The sequence below is a fragment of the Actinoallomurus sp. NPDC052308 genome (assembly GCF_040679195.1).
Classification (GTDB): domain Bacteria; phylum Actinomycetota; class Actinomycetes; order Streptosporangiales; family Streptosporangiaceae; genus Actinoallomurus; species Actinoallomurus liliacearum.
Genome location: NZ_JBFAUM010000001.1, coordinates 312,819 through 331,958, shown reverse-complemented (window position 1 = coordinate 331,958; position 19,140 = coordinate 312,819). Strand labels below are relative to the sequence as shown.

Here is a 19,140-nt window from a genome sequence, read left to right as displayed (position 1 = left end):
ACCTGATCACCCCTTGCACCGGGGACTCTCGTTCAGGATCTGCGGAGTGTTGAAGGAGACCTGGCCCGGCAGCCCGATCCGCGCGTCCAGGCTGCACAGGTAGAAGTTGAACCAGGAGCCGTACGACGCGGCGCGGTCGAGCAGCATGAAGTTGGTCGGCATCGCGGCGAACGCCTTGTCCAGCTCGCCGCCGTTGGCCGCGAGCACCTTCGACAGGTGGCCGAGCGTGGCGATGTCGGCCTTGACCGACGGGCGCACGTCCGTGAGCAGACCGTTGGTCGTGTAGATGAGCTGGTTGACGCTGACCAGCGACTCGCCGATCGCGTGCCGATCGCCGGACAGCCCGGACACCAGGCTCTTCAGGTTGGTGATGAGCCCGGAGACCTCCTCGTCGCGCGAGTCGATCGTGGCGATCACCTTGTCGAGGTTGTCGATCACCCGGCCGATGACCTCGTCGCGGTTGCCGAGGGTCTCGGTCAGGGAGGCGACGTGCGCGAGCAGCCCGTTGACGGTCCCGCCCTCGCCCTGCAGCACCTGGATGATCTGGTACGCGAGCTGGTTGACGTCCTGCGGCTTGATGGCCCGCAGCAGCGGCCGGAAGCCGTTGAACAGCGCGGTCAGGTCCAGCGCCGGCTGGGTCTGCTCCTTCGGGATCGTCCCGCCGGTCGGCAGCGTGCCGCCCTGCCCGGAGCCCTCGGTCAGCGAGATGTACCGCTGGCCCATCAGGTTGCGGTACCGCAGCTGGGCCTGCGTGCTGCGGGGCAGGGTCTGGTCGTCGACCACCGAGACCGTGACCTTGGCCAGGTGCCCCTGGTAGAGCTTGATCCCCTTGACCTCCCCGACGCGTACGCCGGCGATCCGGACCTCGTCGCCGGTGTTGAGCCCCGCCGCGTCCGTGAAGATCAGGTTGTAGTTCCGGCTCGGCACGAACTGGGTGTTGGAGATGGTGACGGCGAGCACCGCCGTGGCGAGCGTGGCGATCACCGCGAAGATGATCAGCTTGATCGCCGCCGAGGTGGTCTTCACTTGACGGTCACCACCATTCCGTTGGCGGCGGGCTTGTACAGCAGCGTGGCGAGGTCGGAGACCTGGCCGGCGCTGGTGCCCATGGCCGGTCCCATCAGGCTCTTGAGCAGCGAGTCGTCGTCCGTGGAGCTGCCCGGCTTGACCAGGACGCTCGACAGGGAGCGGCCCGCGCCGCCCGCCCACCACTGGTCGTCCTCGGTCCCGTCGAGCTCCTGATACTGCGGGAACGGCACCTTCGGGTTCGGCAGGCCGTAGCAGCGGGGGTTGCGGTAGTCCTTGAACTCCGGGCGGTCCAGTCCCGGCTTGTACCCGGGACGCGGCTTGACCAGCTCCAGCGTGACGTGCACGCCCGGCTGGCGGCCGCCCATCGCGTCGATCAGCCGGGGCGTCAGCTTGGCCATGCCCTGGAACACGCACGGCACGCCCGGGGAGTACTTGGCCACCAGCGCGAGCGCCTTCCGGTTGGCGATCATCGCCCCAACGAGGCGGGGCTCGTTGTCGGCGGTGAACTCCGTGGCCTGGCCGGTGAGGCCGATGCCCTTGTCGAGCGCCGCGACGAGCTGGGGCTCCTTGTCGACGATCGTGCGGTTCGTCGTCTGGAGGTTCTGCATGATCGAGATCAGGTCCGGCGCGGCGCCGTTCAGGTTGTCGCTGACGATGGCGAGCTGTCGCAGGTCGTGGATGACGGTGGGCAGGTGCGGGTTGAGCCGCTTGAGGTAGTCGTCGGCGTCGACGAGCATCTGACCGATCTGGTCGCCGCGGCCCTGCAGCGCGGTGGCCAGGGCGTTCAGAGTGGCGTTGAGCTTGGCCGGCTCGACCTCGTCGAGGATCGGCATGACGTCGTTGAGGACCTGGTTGACCTCCACGGCGGTGGTGGAGCGATCCTGTGGAATGACGTCGCCGTTCTTCAGGTGACGGCCGCCGAGCGTGCCCGCCGGGGGGACGATGTCGACGAACTTCTCGCCGAACACCGTCTTGGGCAGCATCCGCGCCGAGGAGGCCGCCGGGATCAGCCGGGCCTTCCCGGGGTCGATCGCCAGGTCGATCGCCGCGCCGTTCTGCGTCTGGCGGATCTTCTTGACCTCCCCGACGATCAGGCCGCGGACCTTCACATCGGAGTGCGGGACCAGCTGCAGGCCGGCCCGGTCGCTGTCGACGGTGACGTGGTAGACGGGCGTGAACGCCTTGTTGTACTGCATCACCATGAGCACGACGAGCAGGAGGACCACCAGTACGAACGCCAGCCCGTACAGGCGGTAGCGCAGCCGCTCGGACCACGAGCCGAAGGGCGGGGTGTAGCTCATGAGTCCTCCCCCGGCTCAGCAATCGTCATCGCGCACTCACACCTCTCGTCTCAGCCGGCGATCCGTACGCTGGTGGTCGCGCCCCAGATCGCCATCCCCATGAGCAGGTCCACGATGTTGACGACCACGAGGCTCGTACGGACGGCGCGGCCGACCGCCAGGCCCACGCCCGCCGGTCCGCCGCTGGCGTTGAAGCCGTAGTAGCAGTGGATCAACATGACGAGGATCGCGAAGACCAGGACCTTCCCGAACGACCACAGGACGTCGTGGGGTGGGAGGAACAGGTAGAAGTAGTGGTCGTACGTGCCGCTGGACTGGCCGAACGACACGGTCACCATCAGCCGGGTGGCGACGAACGACGCCAGCAGGCCGATGACGTACAGCGGGATCACGGCGAGCATGCCGGCCACCAGGCGCGTCGTCACCAGGAACGGCAGCGACGGCACGCCCATGACCTCGAGCGCGTCGATCTCGTCGCTGATCCGCATGGCGCCGAGCTGAGCGGTGAAGCCGCAGCCGACCGTCGCCGACAGCGCCAGCGCGGACACCGTGGGGGCCAGCTCGCGCGTGTTGAAGTACGCCGAGACGAAGCCGCTGAAGGCGGCACTGCCTATCTGGTTCAGGGCGTTGTAGCCCTGCAGGCCGACCTCGGTACCGGTGAAGAAGGTCATGAAGCCGACGATCGCCACGCTGCCGCCCATGACGGCCAGGCCGCCGGTGCCGAGGCTGACCTCGGCGAGCAGCCGGATGACCTCCTTCTTGTAGCGCAGCGCGACCCGCCAGACCCACGCGAACGCCCGTACGTAGAACGCCATCTGGTGGCCGAAGCCCTCCAGGCGCTCCAGCGGAGCGTCGATGACGCGCTTGGCGGTACGGAACCCGCCCCAGGTGCCGGCCGCCATCACATGCCCTTCTGCGGGACGAGCTGGAAGTACAGCGCGCTGAGCACGAAGTTCTCCACGAACAGGGCCATCGCCGCGATGACCACGGTCTGGTTCACCGCGTCACCGACGCCCTTCGGGCCGCCGGAGGCGGTCAGGCCCTTGTACGAGGCGACGAGCGCGGCGGTGATGCCGAACACCACCGCCTTCACCTCGGCCTGGTACAGGTCGGAGAGCTGCGCCAGGCCGCTGAACGAGGCGATGTACGCGCCGGGCGTGCCGCCCTGCAGCATGACGTTGAAGACGTAGCCGCCGGCGATGCCGACGACCGAGACGATGCCGTTGAGGAAGAGCCCGACGAACGCGCAGGCCAGCACGCGCGGCACCACGAGGCGGTGCAGCGGGTTGATGCCGAGCACCTCCATCGCGTCGATCTCCTCCCGGATCTTCCGGGCGCCCAGGTCGGCGCAGATCGCCGAGCCGGCCGCCGCCGCGATCAGCAGGGCCGTCACGATCGGGCTGGCCTCCCGGACGATCGCCAGCACCGCCGTCGAGCCGGTCTGGGACTGCGCGCCGAGCTGCCGGATCAGGTTGCCGACCTGCAACGACAGGATCGCGCCGAACGGGATGGCGACCATGATGGTGGGCGCCACCGTGACGCTGACGATGAACCACGCCTGCTGCAGGAACTCCTGCCACTGGAACGGCCATTTGAACAACGCCCGGAAGGTGTCCAGCGACAGGGCGAAGAAGCGGCCGGGCTCGCGCAGCGTGGCGTTGGCGACGCCGTCGGCCACCTTGCCGGCGCGCGCCATCAGTGCGCCCCTTCGGGATGCTGTCCGGCACCGGCCGACATGGCGGCGACGTACCGCGGCCACTCCTCGAGCCAGTCGCGGCCCATCTCGTCGATGAACGAGCCGTCCGGTGGAGTGACCCCGTGCGCGCGCAGCCACTCACCGGGAGCGTGCTGGGTCCGGCGGAGGCGCCCGTCGCTGGTCATCAGCTGCGGCGGGATCGGCGGCAGCGGTCCCGGGTCGCGGCCGAGGCGGGCCTCGGCCTCCAGCTCGGACAGGTCCTTCTCCTCGGACATGCCGATCGGGCCGACCTTGCGCGCGTTGAGGAACTGCCGGACCACCGGCTCCTCGCTCGACAGCAGCATCTCGCGCGGCCCGAACATCACCAGCTCGCGGCGGAACAGCATGCCGATGTTGTCCGGCACCGTACGGGCGGTGTTGATGTCGTGGGTGACGATGAGGATCGTCGCCTCGATCTCGGCGTTGAGGTCGACGATCAGTTGGTTCAGCAGGACCGTGCGGACCGGGTCCAGGCCGGAGTCGGGCTCGTCGCAGAGAATGATCTGTGGGTCGAGCACGAGCGCGCGGGCGAGCCCGGCCCGTTTCCGCATACCGCCGGAGATCTCGCCGGGGAACTTGTTCTGCGCTCCCCCGAGGCCGACCATCTCCATCTTCTCCAGGACGATGCGCCGGACCTCGGACTCCGACTTGCGCGTGTGCTCGCGCAGCGGGAAGGCGATGTTGTCGAAGAGGTTCATCGAGCCGAACAGCGCGCCGTCCTGGAACAGGACGCCGAACAGCTTCCGCACCTCGTACATGTCGTGTTCGCGGAGGTTCGGCATGTCCTTGCCGTCGATCCAGCAGTGGCCGCGGTCCGGCTTGAGCAGGCCGACCATCGTCTTGAGGAACACCGACTTGCCGGTTCCGGAGGGTCCGAGAAGGACGGAGATCTCACCGGCGGGCAGCGTCAGGGTGACGTCCTCCCAGATGACCTGACGCCCGAAGGACTTGGTCAGCCCTTCGACTCTGATTTCGACGCCCACTCGTCACCTTTCGTCCAACCGGCCCATGGGTGTCCGGTACAACGAGCGAGTTACCGATGGGTTACGTTGCCGGATCACACAGAGCCACTGATCAGTGGCCGGGGGCCATCGTGCGTGCCGCGTCCACCTACCGTAGTCATCCCTCGCTCGAATGGAAGAGGTAAAACGATCGCCACTGGGACGGAGATTGCCTTGTAAGCAGATCGTTACTCAGAACCGACTTATGAGACTAGCGGTCCAACAGTTCACTTGTGAAGAGGATGCCCGGCGGGCGGAGCCCGGCAGACGTCTACGGACAGTCTGGAAATGATCACGTACATGGGTCCGAATCGTATCAACCAAGCGCTTGATAGGTAAGACCCTCGCCCACCAACGCCGAAGGGCGGCCACCCGGGTAGGGTGACCGCCCTCCAAGAGCGCTGAGAAAGCGCCGTGGAGAAGACGCCTTACTTGACGGTGACCGTCGCGCCGGCCTTCTCCAGGGCCTCCTTGGCCTTGTCGGCCGTCTCCTTGTTGACCTTCTCCAGCAGCGGCTTCGGCGCGCCGTCGACCAGGTCCTTGGCCTCCTTGAGACCCAGGCTCGTGAGGCCACGAACCTCCTTGATGACCTGGATCTTCTTGTCGCCGGCGGCCTCGAGGATGACGTCGAACTCGTCCTTCTCCTCGACGGCCTCAGCCGGGGCGCCCGGGACGCCGGCGGCGGCGGCGACCGCGACCGGGGCGGCGGCCTTGACGTCGAAGGTGTCCTCGAACTGCTTCACGAACTCGGAGAGCTCGAGAAGGGTCATCTCCTTGAACGCGTCGAGCAGCTCGTCGGTGCTGAGCTTCGCCATGGTGTTGCTTCCTCCTGTTGAAAACCCGCGTCGCTCACGCGGATGGGTAATTCAGGTCTGTTACGACCGCGGGATCAACCCTCGTCCGACGTCTCGGCCGGCGCCTCGGCGGCGGCCTCCGTGGCCCCGCCTTCCTCTTCGCGCTTGACCCGCAGGGCCTCGGCCAGCTGAGCGGCCTTGACCGGCAGGGCGTTGAAGAGAGCGGCGGCGTTGCCCATCGACGCCTTCATCGCACCCGCGAGCTTCGCGAGGAGGACCTCGCGGGACTCGAGGGAGGCGAGCGTGGTGATGTCCTCGGACGTCATCGGCTTGCCGTCGACGACGCCGCCCTTGATCACCAGGTTCGGGTTGGCCTTGGCGAAGTCACGCAGGCCCTTGGCGGCCTCGACCACATCGCCCTTGACGAACGCGATCGCCGACGGGCCCTGGAGCAGCTGCTCGAGCTCCTCGGTGACCCCGGCCTCGCGCGCGGCGATCTTGGTCAGCGTGTTCTTCACCACGGCGAAACGTGCATTCTCACCGAGCGATCGGCGCAGCTCACTGATCTGCGCGACGGTGAGCCCGCGGTACTCGGTCAGCACGGCACCGCTCGAGCTCTCGAACTCGCTCTTGAGCTCGGCGACCGCTGCCGCCTTGTCCGCCCTCGCCATGGGCCTCCTTCCAGATGTGCGCCGGTGGAGAAGGCCCGAGAAACGACGAACGCCCCGGCGCAGGCGCACGGGGCGGATGACATGACCAGCACCGGGTCACGTCTCAGCTCTCAATGTCACCTACGCGGGCCGCCCGCTGTGCGGGACCTTCAGTCACCCCGTGGGTGACGACCGGCGGTCTTCGGCGTAGAACAGCGTACGCGATCCCGTCGAGACGGCCAAATCCGCACCCACGGCGGCCCGGACCAGGGCGGCGCCCAAGCGGCGTGGCGCGGCGGCCGTCGGGCTGCGTCGGGCTGGAGAAAAGGGTGCGCCCCGCGGCGTCCGAGCCGCGGGGCGCACCATTCCGAACCGCCCGGGGGGCCGGGCCGTCCGCACTATCGGACTCAGTGGCCGGAGCCCCAGTTCTGCAGGAGCTGCGAGCCATCGGCGACCTGGTTCGCCGGCGGCGCGGACACGCTGAACGACTTGTTGAAGTTGCTGTAGATCATGGTGGCGGTGGCCGAACCGCCCGACTCGGCGCCCTTGGCCGTCAGCTTGCGCGGCAGGTTGTCCGAACCGACCCACAGGTCGAACACGACCTTCTTCGCACCGCTCTTCTGGTAGAGGTCCTGGAACGACTGCTTGGCCTTACCGGACAGCTGCGCCGCGGCGTCCTGCGCGGTGATCGTCCCGGTGTAGTGCGTGGTCTTCGCCCCGTTGATGGTCTGCGTACCGACCTTGCGCACGTCCTTCGAGCTGGTGAAGATCTTCGTCTGCTGCGCGGGGTCGGCCTGCTTGAGGATGTCGTTCAGGTTCACACCGGCCTGCTGAGCGGCCTGCGAGACGGAGAACTTCACCCACTGCTTGCCGCCGGCGAACTGCGACAGCTGCGAGGGGACCTTCCCGTAAAGGGCGTCACCGAGAAGGATCGCCCGCAGGCCGGTCCCCATCGAGCGGCCGCCGAAGCCGGCCGAGTCGAGGGTGCCGACCGCGGCGAGCTCGGGGCTGAGCCGCACCTGTACGACCCCGTGCGCCTTCGAGGCGGCCTTCCCGCTGCCGCTCTCGGTGATGTCGACCTTGTACGACTTGACGGTGCTGGTCTTCTGCGCCGCCAGAGTGATCGCCTGGGCGGCGGAGACGTTCACCGCGCCGGCGCCGTCCTTCCCGGCGGCCCCGCACCCGGCGAGAGAAACGACCAGGGCGGCACCGGCGGCTGTACCCACGGCATATCGACGAACCATTGAACCCTCCTGCGTATCGCGTACGGCCCCCGGCTCGATGAGAGCGCGAACGCCTCTGGTTCCAGCACTATCGAGTGTTACCTCCGTAGATCTTGTAAACATCCCCCATGGGGACCAGATCCCATTCGCCCGAGTGCGACGTAAGTCGTACCGAGGGATGACGCAACGCGAAGGGGCGCCCCCGAAACGGGGACGCCCCTTCGCGCGTTTCGCTGATACGTCAGCTCACCGCGGTGCTCACCGCGTCAGCTCGCCGCGGACTCTTCCAGCTCCGCGACGAGGTTGCGCGTGGCGTTCGGGTCGACCGGGATGCCCGGGCCCATCGTCGTGCTCAGGGTCGCCTTCTTGATGTAACGCCCCTTGGCCGCCGACGGCTTGAGCCGCAGGATCTCCTCCAGCGCGGCGGCGTAGTTCTCCACGAGCTGCTTCTCGGAGAAGGACGTCTTGCCGGCGATGAAGTGCAGGTTCCCGTGGCGGTCCACGCGGAACTCGATCTTGCCGCCCTTGATGTCGGACACGGCCTTGGCCACGTCGGTGGTGACGGTGCCGGTCTTCGGGTTCGGCATGAGACCACGGGGGCCGAGCACGCGGCCGAGGCGGCCGACCTTGCCCATCATGTCCGGGGTCGCCACGACGGCGTCGAAGTCGAGCCAGCCGCCCTGGATCCGCTCGATCATGTCGTCGGAGCCGACGTGGTCGGCGCCGGCCTCGCGGGCCTCGTCGGCCTTCGCGCCACCGGTGATGACCAGCACGCGGGCGGTCTTACCGGTGCCGTGCGGCAGGTTGACGGTGCCACGGACCATCTGGTCGGCCTTACGGGGGTCGACCCCGAGCCGGAACGCGACCTCGACGGTGGCGTCGAACTTGGTCGGCGAGGTCTCCTTGGCCAGCTTCACGGCCTCGGCCGGGCTGTAGAGCGCCGACTTGTCGATCTTGTTGTCGGCGTTGCGATACGCCTTGCTGCGCTTCATCTTCTTCTCCTGATCTGGAGCTCGTGGTCCGGGCCTGCGCGCGGCCCTCCCACATGGGATTTCGGCCGGGCCGACGGCATTCCCCGCGGGGGCGTCGCCCCCGCGGAGTCCGCGGCCGAGCCCGTCATCCGGCACGCGCCGTGCCGGACACGGCGCCTACCGTCACACCCGCTCGTCGGCGGGTGCGGGTCAGTCGGCGACCGTGATGCCCATCGAGCGGGCGGTGCCGGCGACGATCTTCTCGGCCTGCTCGGGCGAGTTGGCGTTGAGGTCCTGCATCTTGGTGGCGGCGATCTCCCGGAGCTGGTCGCGGGTGATCGAGCCGACCTTGGTCTTGTGCGGCTCGCTGCTGCCCTTGTCGACGCCGGCGGCCTTCTTGATCAGCTGCGCGGCCGGCGGGGTCTTCGTGACGAACGTGAACGAACGGTCCTCGTAGATGGTGATCTCTACGGGGATGACGTTGCCGCGCTGGGACTCCGTCGCAGCGTTGTACTGCTTGCAGAAGTCCATGATGTTCACGCCGTGCGGACCGAGCGCGGTACCGACGGGCGGCGCGGGCGTCGCCTGTCCGGCCTGCAGCTGGACCTTGACGACCGCGGTGACCTTCTTCTTCTTGGGAGGCATGCCTCACCCTTTCGTTCCGATTCTTCGTCGGTCCCCACTCCCGTGCACACGGGCGACGCGGCGGATGGAACGTCGACCACCGCGTTGGGACCGTCTTCCCCGCGGGCACGCGGGGACGTCTGTGGAGCGTATGCGCCGGAGCGTCGTGCTCCGTCGTCAGATCTTGGAGACCTGGTTGAAGGACAGCTCGACCGGAGTCTCCCGACCGAAGATCGACACCAGCACCTTGAGCTTCTGCGCCTCGGCGTTGATCTCGTTGACGGTCGCGGGCAGCGTGGCGAACGGGCCGTCCATGACGGTGACCGACTCGCCGACCTCGAAGTCGACGGTGGCCGCGGCCTTCGCCGTCTCCTTGGACTTGGCCTGCTCCTCGGGCTCGGGCGCGAGCAGCGTCGCCACCTCCCGGAGGTGCAGCGGCGACGGGGTGTTCGACAGGCCCACGAAGCCGGTCACGCCCGGCGTGTTCCGGACGGCCGCCCAGGACTCGTCGGTGAGCTCCATGCGGACCAGGATGTAGCCCGGCAGGACCTTCTCGTTGACCTTCTGACGCTTGCCGCCCTTGACCTCGGTGACCTCGTGCTGCGGCACCTCGACCTGGAAGATGAAGTCCTCCATGTTGAGCGACTGGGTGCGCTGCTCGATGTTGGTCTTCACGCGGTTCTCATAACCGGCGTACGAGTGAACGACGTACCACTCGCCCGGAAGGAGCCGCAGCTGCGTGGTGAACTCTTCGACCGGGTCCGACGCCTCGTCGGACGCCTCTTCGGACGCTTGGGCGGACGTTTCGTCGGACTCCGTGGCGACTTCCTCAGCCTCGGCCGAAGCCGGCGCTTCCACCGATTCGGCCTCTTCGATGGCCTCGTCGTGAAGCTCTGGGGACTCGGACACGGTCACTCTTTCTCTCGGTGTGGGTTGCTGATGGAATCCGGCACGCGATCAGCCGAAGAGCTTCAGCACAACCCAGGAGAAGGCGTTGTCGAGACCGAACACGATCGCCACGACGATGATCACGAAGACCAGCGACACGGTCGTGTAGGTGATGAGCTCGTTGCGCGTAGGCCAGATGACCTTGCGAAGCTCAGCGACCACCTGGCGGTAGAACAGGAGCGGCGACGTCCGCTTCTTGACGGACTTGCCGTTGTCCTTGGTCGCGGTCTCGCCGCGCGTCTCGGTCGCCATTGGTGTCGACGCATCCCCTCGTCGGTTGTGTCGCGAACTTCCGGTGTGGGCGTGCGCTTTAGTACGCCCGCGCACGTACGACGTGCACGAACCGTATTCCGCAGGGCAGGAGGGACTCGAACCCCCAACCACCGGTTTTGGAGACCGGGACTCTGGCCAATTGAGCTACTGCCCTTCGCAGTGTCGCCACATCATGGCACGCGTGAACCATGCAGGACGCCACTAGGTCACGCAGTCTACGTCTCAAACCGCCCCCGCGTCGAACCAAACGCCGATCAGGTCCGCCGCGCCCCTCCGGAGCCCCGTCTCCGTAAGGGGGATATCGGGCTGAGACCTGCCGCGCCGTCTGCGACGATAGGCGGTATGAGCTCTCGAATCTCCGCTCGGATCGCCGCGATCTCCGAATCCGCGACGCTCGCCGTCGATGCCAAGGCCAAGGCGCTGAAGGCCGCGGGGCGTCCGGTGATCGGATTCGGCGCCGGCGAGCCCGACTTCCCGACTCCGGACTACATCGTGGAGGCCGCCGTCAAGGCGTGCCACAACCCGCGGTTCCACAAGTACACGCCGGCCGGTGGGCTGCCCGAGCTCAAGGCCGCTGTCGCGGAGAAGACCAGGCGCGACTCCGGCTACGAGGTCGAGGCGTCGCAGGTGCTCATCACCAACGGCGGCAAGCAGGCGGTGTACGAGGCGTTCGCCGCGCTGCTCGACCCGGGCGACGAGGTGCTGGTGCCGACCCCGTACTGGACGACCTACCCCGAGTCGATCAAGCTGGCGGGCGGCGTACCGGTCGACGTGGTCGCCGACGAGACCACCGGCTACCTGGTGAGCGTCGACCAGCTCGAGCAGGCGCGCACCGACCGGACCAAGGTGCTGCTGTTCGTCTCCCCGTCCAACCCGACCGGCGCGGTGTACACCCGCGAGCAGGTCGCCGAGATCGGTCGCTGGGCCGCCGAGCACGGCCTGTGGGTCGTCACCGACGAGATCTACGAGCACCTGGTCTACGGCGACGCGGAGTTCTCCTCGATGCCGGTGGTCGTGCCGGAGCTGGCCGACCGCACCCTCGTGCTCAACGGAGTGGCCAAGACCTACGCGATGACCGGCTGGCGCGTGGGCTGGCTGATCGGCCCGCAGGACGTCGTGAAGGCCGCGACGAACCTTCAGTCGCACGCGACCTCGAATGTGGCCAATGTCTCACAGGCCGCGGCGCTCGCCGCGGTGTCCGGTGACCTGTCCGCCGTCGCGGAGATGCGCACGGCGTTCGACCGGCGCCGCAAGACGATGGTGCGGATGCTGAACGACATCCCCGGCGTCCTGTGCCCCGAGCCGAAGGGCGCCTTCTACGCCTACCCGTCGGTCAAGGAGCTGCTGGGCAAGGAGATCCGCGGCAAGCGCCCGCAGACCTCCGTCGAGCTGGCCGCCCTGATCCTTGAGGAGGCCGAGGTGGCCCTGGTCCCCGGCGAGGCGTTCGGCACGCCGGGCTACTTCCGCCTGTCCTACGCGCTCGGCGACGAGGACCTGGCCGAAGGCGTCGGCCGCGTGGCCAAGCTGCTGTCCGAGGCCCACTGACCCTGAAGGACACCACGACGCCCCACGAGTGCCACGGTGCTCGTGGGGCGTCTCCGGTATGGCTCTGACGGCCGCTGCGACCGGCCGCGCCGCAGCGCCGGCCGGGGTCGACTCGGGGCGGGCCGAGTCGACCCCGGCCGACTACTCGATCGCCCCCGGCCTCATCCCCCGCCCGGCCGCCCCCCGGGTCGGCCGGCCGGTCTCCCCAGCCGGTCGGCCTTCCCTAGCCGATCGGTCTTTCCAGCCGACCGGTCTCCAGTCGAGCTCGGTCGGCGGGGTTCAGTCGACGCGGACGCCCTCGGCGACCCGCATGAGGTGGGTGCCGAGCGTCGGGCCGACCCCGACCCAGACGCCGAGCCCCGACCGCTCGATCCACATGACCTGGCCGAACGTCGCGCTCGCGGCGGCGCGCAGGGCGGTATGGCCGTGCACCTCGGTGTGTTGCGCCGCGGACGGCGTGAACCCCATGTCGCCGGGTCCCTTGAGCGTGTCGTCGCGCACGAGTCGTACCTCGATCCAGCCGGCCGGGCCGGTCCAGCGGCAGGTCGTGGTGCGGCGGGCGCCGGTGCTCGCGGTGTGGCAGGTGTCGTGCGGGTCGATGCCCGCGGGGAGGTACGCCAGCAGCGCCCTGCCGATGTCCGGCACGGTGCCGTGCGTACCGTTGCTCGGATGCCGCGACGGCCGCGACCCCGGGCGGGTCGTGGCGGACGGGCCGGCGGACGGCGCCGTGGAGCCGCTGCTCCGCGCCGCCGACGGCGACGGCGCGGCGGACCCGGTCGTCGTGGCCCCGCCTGTCCCGTGGTGCCGCCCCTCGGGTCCCGGAGCGCTGACGGGTTGCGGGCGGATCGCCTGATAGGTCGGGATCACCGCGATGGCGACCACGACCCCGGCCGCCGCCACCGCGACGGTCGCCCGCCGCCGTACTGTCCGCTGATGGCGGCGCTTCGCCTCATGCGCCAGCGTGCCGGGCGCGGACATCCCCGTGACATGCTCCGCCATGGCCTGCCGGAGCTCGTCCTCCAGATCCATGGTTCACCCCCTTGACGCCGCCGCCTGTGCGGACTTTCCCATTCGTTCGCGGAGACGGGCGAGACCCCGCGCGGCCTGACTCTTGACGGTGCCGACCGAGCAGCCGAGCATGGCGGCCGTCTCCGCCTCGGACATGTCCTCCCAGTACCGCAGGACCAGCACGGCCCGCTGACGCGGGCCGAGGCGCCTCAGCTCCTCGATGAGCACGCCGCGCAGCTCGACGGTGCCCGCCTCGGACGCCGTCGGCGTCTCCGGCGGGGCGGCCATCTGGACCTCCCGCAGCACCCGCCATCGTCTGGCCCGGCTGACGGACAGGTTGACCAGGATCTTCCTGACATACGGCTCTGGATCGGCGTCGGGTCTCATCCTGCCCCAGTGCCGATATGCCTTCTCCAGGGCCGTCTGCAGCAGATCCTCCGCATCCGTCCGCGCCCCGCACAGCAGCTGGGCGGTCCGAAGCAGCGCCGTCCCACGCTGCGCCACGAACTCGACGAATGACTCGTCATCTCGACGCGCCAAGGCACTCCGTCCGTCGTAGGCCCGTTATTCATGTGAATCGGTCGCGGGTGGCCCACCGCGCAGGGGCCACCCGCGCCGAGCCTCAGTGCAGCTGCCGCAGCTGCGTGGCGATCGCCGGAAGCTGAGCCGAGTAGGCGGGGCTCCCGGTCAGGTAGATCGCGTAACCCTTGTCCGAGATCCACAGCATGCCGGTGCTCAGCGGGCTCTGCCACGTCTGGGTGCCCTCGGCCGAGACCAGGTTGCCCTCGGGCAGCTTCAGGTCCGCCGCCAGCTCCTTGGCCGTGACCTGCGGCGGAACGTTCAGCCGCTCCACCGTGAGGTACTTGCCGCCCGCGGCCGCGAACTTCTGCGTGACGGCGCAGATCTTGCCGCTCTGGACCGTGACCGTGTGGGTGTGGGTGGTGGCGAGGCTCAGGCCGGTGGGCAGCGTGATGTCCTTCGCCTTGGAGTGCGTGGTCTTGATCACGGCCGGGACCGAGTCGCAGGACGGCAGCTTGGCCTCGGGAACGCCGACCTTCGGCAGACCCGGCTTCGCCACGGGGGTGTCGGACTTCGGCGTGTTCTGGGTGGTCTGGGTCGTGCCGGGCGCGCAGGTCGGCAGGTTGGTCGGAACCTTGCCGTTCGGGAGCTTGGCGGCCGGGACCTTCGCGTCCGGGAGCTTGGCGGCCGGGACCTTCGCCTTGTCGGTCGGCAGGCCCTCAGGGGCCTTCACCTTGCCGGTGGGCACGGTCGCCGGAGCCTCGGCCTTGTCCGCGGGCAGCGGCAGGTTCGGCTTCTCGCCGGTCTTCGGCAGCTCGGCCTTGGGGAGCTTGTCCTTGGGCAGCTCGGCCTTGGGCACCTCGGCCTTGGGCACCTCGGCCTTGGGCACCTCGCCCTTCGGCAGTTTGCCCTTCGGCAGCTTGGTCTGGGGCACGGTCACGCAGGTCGGCGCGGCGGTGGGGGCCGCGGCCTCGGCCTGCTGGGCGACCTTCTTCGCCGTGTCCGCGACCGGCTTGGCGGACGGCGCCGGCGAGCTGCTCCCCACGGTCGCGTAGGCGACGCCGCCGGCGGCGATGGCGCCCGCGGCGCCGGTGGCCAGTGCAGCCAGCTTCAGGTTCAGGATCACGTCTATCCCTTTCAGCGCTGTTTGACTCTCGCGCCCCTCATATACGCGTGGGTCCCACGGGGGGTTGCACGGCTTCTCAAACTTTTTTCCGCGGCCGTGCATCCATGCCGTTCGGGGGAGGTCGCCGCAGGCCCGAGCAGCGCATACGGCAAGATCGGTGCATGGAGGCCCGTCCCATCACCGCTCTGCCCAAGGCCCATCTGCACGTCCACTTCACCGGCTCGATGCGGCACAGCACGCTCGTCCAGCTCGCCGACAAGCACCGCGTGCACCTGCCCGACGCCCTCGTCGAGGAGTGGCCTCCCCGGCTGCGCGCCACGGACGAACGCGGCTGGTTCCGGTTTCAGCGCCTGTACGACATCGCCCGTTCGGTGCTGCGCGACGAGGACGACGTACGGCGGCTGCTGCGCGAGGCGGCCGAGGACGAGGCCGCGGAGGGCTCCGGCTGGCTGGAGATCCAGGTGGACCCGAGCGGGTACGCCGGCCGGTTCGGCGGGGTGACGGCCTTCACCGACCTGGTGATGGACGCGACACGGGAGGCCGCCGCGGACACCGGGGTCGGCATCGGCGTGATCATCGCGGCCAACCGCACCCGGCATCCCCTCGACGCCCGCACGCTGGCGCGGCTCGCCGCCCAGTACGCCGGGCGCGGGGTCGTCGGCTTCGGGCTGTCCAACGACGAGCGACGTGGCCGGGCGTACGACTTCGACCGGGCGTTCGCCATCGCCAAGCGTGCCGGGCTGCTCTCCGTGCCGCACGGCGGCGAGCTCCTCGGGCCGGCGAGCGTACGGGCCTGCCTCGACGGGCTGGGCGCCGACCGGATCGGGCACGGCGTGCGCGTGGTCGAGGATCCGGCCCTCATGGACACCGTCGCGGCCCGCGGCGTCACCCTCGAGGTGTGCCCGGCGTCCAACGTCGGCCTCGGCGTCTACGGCGCGGCCGGCGACGTGCCGCTACGGCGCCTGTTCGAGGCGGGGGTGCCGATCGCGCTGGGCGCCGACGACCCGTTGCTGTTCGGGTCGCGGCTGGCCGTTCAGTACGAGCTGGCCCGCCGGGACCACGGGTTCACCGACGAGGAGCTGGCCGAGCTGGCGCGCTCCTCGATCCGGGGCTCGGCCGCGCCCGCGGAGAGCCAGAAACGGCTCCTCGACGGCGTGGACGTCTGGCTCGGGACTCGGCCCGGAACGACCCGCACGGCCACGGACGAAATGGAATGATCGGACACCGTGATCCTCCGTACCGCGACTGCCGAAGAGGCCGCACGGCTGGCCCCGTACATCCCCGTCACGCACGCCGTTCTCGACGGTGACCGGCTGGCCGGCGGGCTGAGCCTGATCGAGGCCCGGCCCGGCGTACGGGAGCTGAGCGTCTGGGTGATCCCCGAGGAACGCCGCCGGGGAGTCGCGAGCAAGGCCGTGCGGACGCTCACCGAGCAGGCCGAGGGACGGCTGGAGATGGTCACCCACGTCGCCGACACGGTCTCTCAGCGCGTCGCGCTGAACGGCGGATTCACGCGCGAGTGCGTACGGCGCGGCAGCGGGCCGGAGGGCGGCGGCCGGCCGGACGAGGTCGTCTGGGCCTGGCTGCCGGGCGACCCTCCCGGACCGGCCCCGCGACCGCTCCCGGACCTGCGGAACGGTGAACTGCGCGACGGCGAGGTGAGCCTGCGCCCGCTCGGTCCGGCCGACGCGGACGACATGTGGGCGCTGGTGAACCTGCCGGACGTCCGCCACCGGTCCGTCTACACGCAGGAGCGGCCCCGCGGCGAGATCACCCGGCGCTGCGAGCACGCGGCGAGCGAATGGCTGGCGGGCCACCGCGCGGAGTTCGTGATCAGGGTCGGCGACGCGTTCGCCGGGGACATCAGCCTCTACAACGAGGGGTGGAGCCGGCAGGCGATGGTCGGTTACAGCATGCGACCGGAGTTCCGCGGCAAGGGTGTCGCGACCCGCGCCGTACGGCTCGTCAGCGCCTGGGCCTTCGAGGTCGGCGTGCAGCGGCTCGTGGCCGGGACGATGACGGACAATGTGGCGTCGCAACGGGTGCTGGAGAAGGCCGGGTTCGTCCGCGAGAGCGTTCAGCGGTCCCGCTTCGACCGCCTCGACGGCACACGCATCGACGACGTCGTCCACGTCCTGTTCCCCTGACCGGACGAGCGTAGGGCGCGGCGAAGGGCGCCTTCCGGAAGCGATTCGGAGCGTTCGTACCAGTCCGGCGGAGCGTTCACCGAGCGCTCCGACCGCGACCCGGGGAGGGCGACCGTGGTGGGGAGGGACCGTCAATGCAGAAGGCCGCCGGATGCTCGATCCGGCGGCCTTGACGGCCCGTAGCCGCCTTGAAGCCCCTCCCGTCAGCAGGAAGTGGCCGGGTAGCCGTCCGAGTGGCCGGCTTTGGGAGCCGCCGACCGCAAGATTCGGTCGAGACCGTTCTCCAGGCGCATCTCGTCCGCCTGGTCCGCGTTCCGGATGGTGGCGCGCAGCCGGTGGACGCCGCCGTCCTCCTCCGTCCAGTCGCCCTCGTACGTGAGGTCGAGGCGGCCGATGAGCTCTTCGACGCTCTGCCGCGTGGATCGGTCGGCGACGACGACCTCCAGGTCGAGCCCGGAGCTGCCGCCCTTGGTAGCGTCGCGGCCGGCGTCGCCTTCGCTGGCCAGGAACCGGAGTGTCACGATCTTGTTCATGTCGTCTCCCGTGTCTTGGTTGTGGGTTTGTGAAAGACAGTGTGGACCGCATCGGCATCGGCAAGATTTTTCCGGCAGGTCAAAGCCCCCGACCCGCGCCGGGCGGAGCAGGGTCGTCAGAAGGAGTTCGAGTGCCGCTCGGCGGCGACCGGCGGAAAGTGGTCGAGCTCGGTCAGAGGCGAACGCCGACGAAGACCGGTTCGTTGACGAGCGTGACGCCGAAGGCGGCGCGGACGCCGTCGCGGACCTCGCGCGCCAGGGCAAGGAGGTCCTCGGTGCGTCCGCCGTCGGCGTTGGTCAGCGCGAGGGCGTGCTTGGTCGAGATCCGGACCGGCCCCCGACCGTACCCCTTGGTGAAGCCGGCCTTGTCGATCAGCCAGGCGGCCGAGGTCTTCGTACGGCCGTCCGGCTCCGGATAGCGCGGGAACACGGCGCCGGCGCCGAGCCGGTCGGCGACGCGCTTCTCCAGGTCGGTGACCTGGTCCGGGTCCAGGATCGGGTTGGTGAAGAACGATCCGGCGCTTCGCGTGTCGGGGTCGGCGGGGTCGAGGACCATGCCCTTGCCCCGGCGCAGGCCGAGGACGGCCTCGCGGGCGTCCCGGAGGGGCACCCGTTCGCCGGGGTCGACCCCGAGCGTCCGGGCCAGTTCGGCGTACCGGATCGGGGCGGACAGGTCGTCGTGTTCGAGGGCGAACGTCACCTCCAGCACGACATGCCGGTGGGCGCCCTTGAAGGCGCTGCTGCGGTACCCGAACCGGCAGGCGTCGCGGTCGAGGACGACGACCTCGCCGCGTTCGCGGTCGTACGCGCGGACCTCGACGATCGTCTCGCTGACGTCCTGGCCGTACGCGCCGACGTTCTGGATGGGAGTGGCGCCGAGCAGGCCGGGGATGCCGGACAGGCACTCGACCCCGGACAGTCCCTCCTCGACGCACCGGGCGACGAACGGATCCCACTCCTCGCCCGCGCGGGCGCGTACGAGCACGCGACCGTCGCGGGAGCCGCCCGGCGTCGTGGTCACGCCACGCCCCGCGTCCCGGGGCCCGCCGGGCCCCGTGGTGACGCCGCGCGTGGCGACGTGCACGGCGGTGCCGGCGAAGCCCTCGTCGGCGACCACGAGGTTGCTGCCGCCGCCGAGGACGAGCACCGGCTCGCCCTCCCGGTCGGCGCGGCCGACGGCGTCGATGAGCTCATCGTCCGTCGTGGCCTCGACGAAGCAGCGCGCCGGGCCGCCCAGCCGCAGTGTCGTGTAGCCCGCGAGGCGGACCTGCTCGCAGCGGACCGCCATCAGGCGAGGCGGACCGTGGCCTTGGCGCGGGTGAGGACCTTCTGGCCGCCCGACCGGGCGGTCAGCGCGACCACGACCCTGTTGTCGTCGAGCTTGTCCTCGATCACACCGCTGATCTCGATCTCGGTGCCGTCGTCGTGCGGCACGACGACCATCGAGGAGAACCGCACGCCGTAGTCCACGACCGCGCCCGGGTCGCCGGCCCAGTCGGTGACGTACCGGCCGCCCTGCGCCATCGTGAACATGCCGTGCGCGATCACGTCGGGCAGGCCGACGGACTTGGCGAACGGCTCGTCCCAGTGGATCGGGTTGAAGTCACCGGACGCGCCGGCGTACTTCACCAGGTCGACGCGCTGCACCGGGTAGGTCCTGGCGGGGAGCTCCTGGCCGACCTCGACCTCGTCGTACTTCACCGTGGCGGTCAT

At 69.6% G+C, this 19,140-nt stretch carries 21 protein-coding genes and 1 tRNA gene; 3 read left to right on the top strand and 19 right to left on the bottom strand.

The genetic code is table 11. From position 1 onward, the window contains the following. Positions 1-6: 6 nt before the first annotated feature. The 13 genes from AB0L00_RS01765 to AB0L00_RS01705 all read right to left on the bottom strand — a co-directional run bounded on the left by AB0L00_RS01765 (position 7) and on the right by AB0L00_RS01705 (position 10,703). Complete coding sequence (locus AB0L00_RS01765; protein WP_345352666.1) at positions 7-1,026, bottom strand: MlaD family protein; 1,020 nt, start codon at positions 1,024-1,026, stop codon at positions 7-9. Next, a complete protein-coding gene (locus tag AB0L00_RS01760; RefSeq protein WP_364427002.1) occupies positions 1,023-2,330 on the bottom strand; it encodes an MCE family protein in 1,308 nt (435 codons plus the stop codon). The genes AB0L00_RS01765 and AB0L00_RS01760 overlap by 4 nt, the downstream gene beginning before the upstream one ends. Positions 2,331-2,380: 50 nt before the next feature. Continuing rightward, complete coding sequence (locus tag AB0L00_RS01755) at positions 2,381-3,145, bottom strand: ABC transporter permease (protein WP_364428948.1); 765 nt, start codon at positions 3,143-3,145, stop codon at positions 2,381-2,383. An 86-nt stretch (positions 3,146-3,231) separates the two neighbouring features. Beyond that, complete coding sequence (locus AB0L00_RS01750; protein WP_345352660.1) at positions 3,232-4,026, bottom strand: ABC transporter permease; 795 nt, start codon at positions 4,024-4,026, stop codon at positions 3,232-3,234. Beyond that, positions 4,026-5,048, bottom strand: a complete 1,023-nt coding sequence (locus AB0L00_RS01745) for an ABC transporter ATP-binding protein (RefSeq protein ID WP_364426999.1) — start codon at positions 5,046-5,048, stop codon at positions 4,026-4,028. The genes AB0L00_RS01750 and AB0L00_RS01745 overlap by 1 nt, the downstream gene beginning before the upstream one ends. A gap of 446 nt (positions 5,049-5,494) precedes the next feature. Beyond that, complete coding sequence (rplL, locus tag AB0L00_RS01740) at positions 5,495-5,881, bottom strand: 50S ribosomal protein L7/L12 (RefSeq protein ID WP_345352655.1); 387 nt, start codon at positions 5,879-5,881, stop codon at positions 5,495-5,497. Between the two features lie 74 nt (positions 5,882-5,955). After that, a complete protein-coding gene (rplJ, locus tag AB0L00_RS01735) occupies positions 5,956-6,531 on the bottom strand; it encodes a 50S ribosomal protein L10 (RefSeq protein WP_364406690.1) in 576 nt (191 codons plus the stop codon). Positions 6,532-6,917: 386 nt separating this feature from the next. Then, positions 6,918-7,754, bottom strand: coding sequence for an LppX_LprAFG lipoprotein (locus AB0L00_RS01730; protein ID WP_364426996.1), 837 nt, complete (start codon positions 7,752-7,754; stop codon positions 6,918-6,920). Positions 7,755-7,999: 245 nt separating this feature from the next. Beyond that, complete coding sequence (rplA, locus tag AB0L00_RS01725; protein ID WP_364426993.1) at positions 8,000-8,725, bottom strand: 50S ribosomal protein L1; 726 nt, start codon at positions 8,723-8,725, stop codon at positions 8,000-8,002. 189 nt (positions 8,726-8,914) lie between these two features. Next, a complete protein-coding gene (gene rplK, locus AB0L00_RS01720; RefSeq protein ID WP_364426990.1) occupies positions 8,915-9,349 on the bottom strand; it encodes a 50S ribosomal protein L11 in 435 nt (144 codons plus the stop codon). Positions 9,350-9,505: 156 nt separating this feature from the next. Then, positions 9,506-10,237, bottom strand: coding sequence for a transcription termination/antitermination protein NusG (nusG, locus tag AB0L00_RS01715; RefSeq protein WP_364426988.1), 732 nt, complete (start codon positions 10,235-10,237; stop codon positions 9,506-9,508). A 48-nt stretch (positions 10,238-10,285) separates the two neighbouring features. Further along, a complete protein-coding gene (gene secE / locus AB0L00_RS01710; RefSeq protein ID WP_345352637.1) occupies positions 10,286-10,528 on the bottom strand; it encodes a preprotein translocase subunit SecE in 243 nt (80 codons plus the stop codon). Between the two features lie 101 nt (positions 10,529-10,629). Further along, a tRNA-Trp gene (locus AB0L00_RS01705) sits at positions 10,630-10,703 on the bottom strand. A 188-nt stretch (positions 10,704-10,891) separates the two neighbouring features. Between AB0L00_RS01705 and AB0L00_RS01700 the strand changes: the two genes are divergently transcribed. Then, complete coding sequence (locus tag AB0L00_RS01700; RefSeq protein WP_345352634.1) at positions 10,892-12,094, top strand: pyridoxal phosphate-dependent aminotransferase; 1,203 nt, start codon at positions 10,892-10,894, stop codon at positions 12,092-12,094. 279 nt (positions 12,095-12,373) lie between these two features. Here AB0L00_RS01700 and AB0L00_RS01695 read toward each other — a convergent pair whose 3' ends face one another. The 3 genes from AB0L00_RS01695 to AB0L00_RS01685 all read right to left on the bottom strand — a co-directional run bounded on the left by AB0L00_RS01695 (position 12,374) and on the right by AB0L00_RS01685 (position 14,747). Continuing rightward, on the bottom strand, positions 12,374-13,123 hold the full coding sequence (locus tag AB0L00_RS01695) for a hypothetical protein (protein ID WP_364426985.1): 750 nt from the start codon (positions 13,121-13,123) through the stop codon (positions 12,374-12,376). A gap of 3 nt (positions 13,124-13,126) precedes the next feature. Further along, a complete protein-coding gene (locus tag AB0L00_RS01690; protein WP_364406712.1) occupies positions 13,127-13,642 on the bottom strand; it encodes a SigE family RNA polymerase sigma factor in 516 nt (171 codons plus the stop codon). An 82-nt stretch (positions 13,643-13,724) separates the two neighbouring features. Next, positions 13,725-14,747 (bottom strand): hypothetical protein, encoded by a 1,023-nt coding sequence (locus AB0L00_RS01685; RefSeq protein WP_364426983.1) that lies wholly within the window; start codon positions 14,745-14,747, stop codon positions 13,725-13,727. Positions 14,748-14,908: 161 nt separating this feature from the next. Here AB0L00_RS01685 and AB0L00_RS01680 point away from each other — a divergent pair, with 161 nt between their 5' ends. Further along, a complete protein-coding gene (locus tag AB0L00_RS01680; protein ID WP_364426980.1) occupies positions 14,909-15,964 on the top strand; it encodes an adenosine deaminase in 1,056 nt (351 codons plus the stop codon). Positions 15,965-15,973: 9 nt separating this feature from the next. Beyond that, positions 15,974-16,894: a GNAT family N-acetyltransferase gene (locus AB0L00_RS01675; RefSeq protein WP_364426978.1), complete on the top strand. Its 921-nt coding sequence runs from the start codon at positions 15,974-15,976 to the stop codon at positions 16,892-16,894. Between the two features lie 203 nt (positions 16,895-17,097). Here the strand turns inward: AB0L00_RS01675 and AB0L00_RS01670 are convergent, their stop codons facing one another. The 3 genes from AB0L00_RS01670 to AB0L00_RS01660 all read right to left on the bottom strand — a co-directional run bounded on the left by AB0L00_RS01670 (position 17,098) and on the right by AB0L00_RS01660 (position 19,140). After that, positions 17,098-17,427: a hypothetical protein gene (locus tag AB0L00_RS01670; RefSeq protein ID WP_364426975.1), complete on the bottom strand. Its 330-nt coding sequence runs from the start codon at positions 17,425-17,427 to the stop codon at positions 17,098-17,100. Between the two features lie 172 nt (positions 17,428-17,599). Then, positions 17,600-18,715: a UDP-N-acetylmuramate dehydrogenase gene (locus tag AB0L00_RS01665; RefSeq protein WP_364426973.1), complete on the bottom strand. Its 1,116-nt coding sequence runs from the start codon at positions 18,713-18,715 to the stop codon at positions 17,600-17,602. Then, a complete protein-coding gene (locus tag AB0L00_RS01660; RefSeq protein ID WP_364426970.1) occupies positions 18,715-19,140 on the bottom strand; it encodes a MaoC family dehydratase in 426 nt (141 codons plus the stop codon). Before AB0L00_RS01660 ends, AB0L00_RS01665 begins: the two co-directional genes overlap by 1 nt.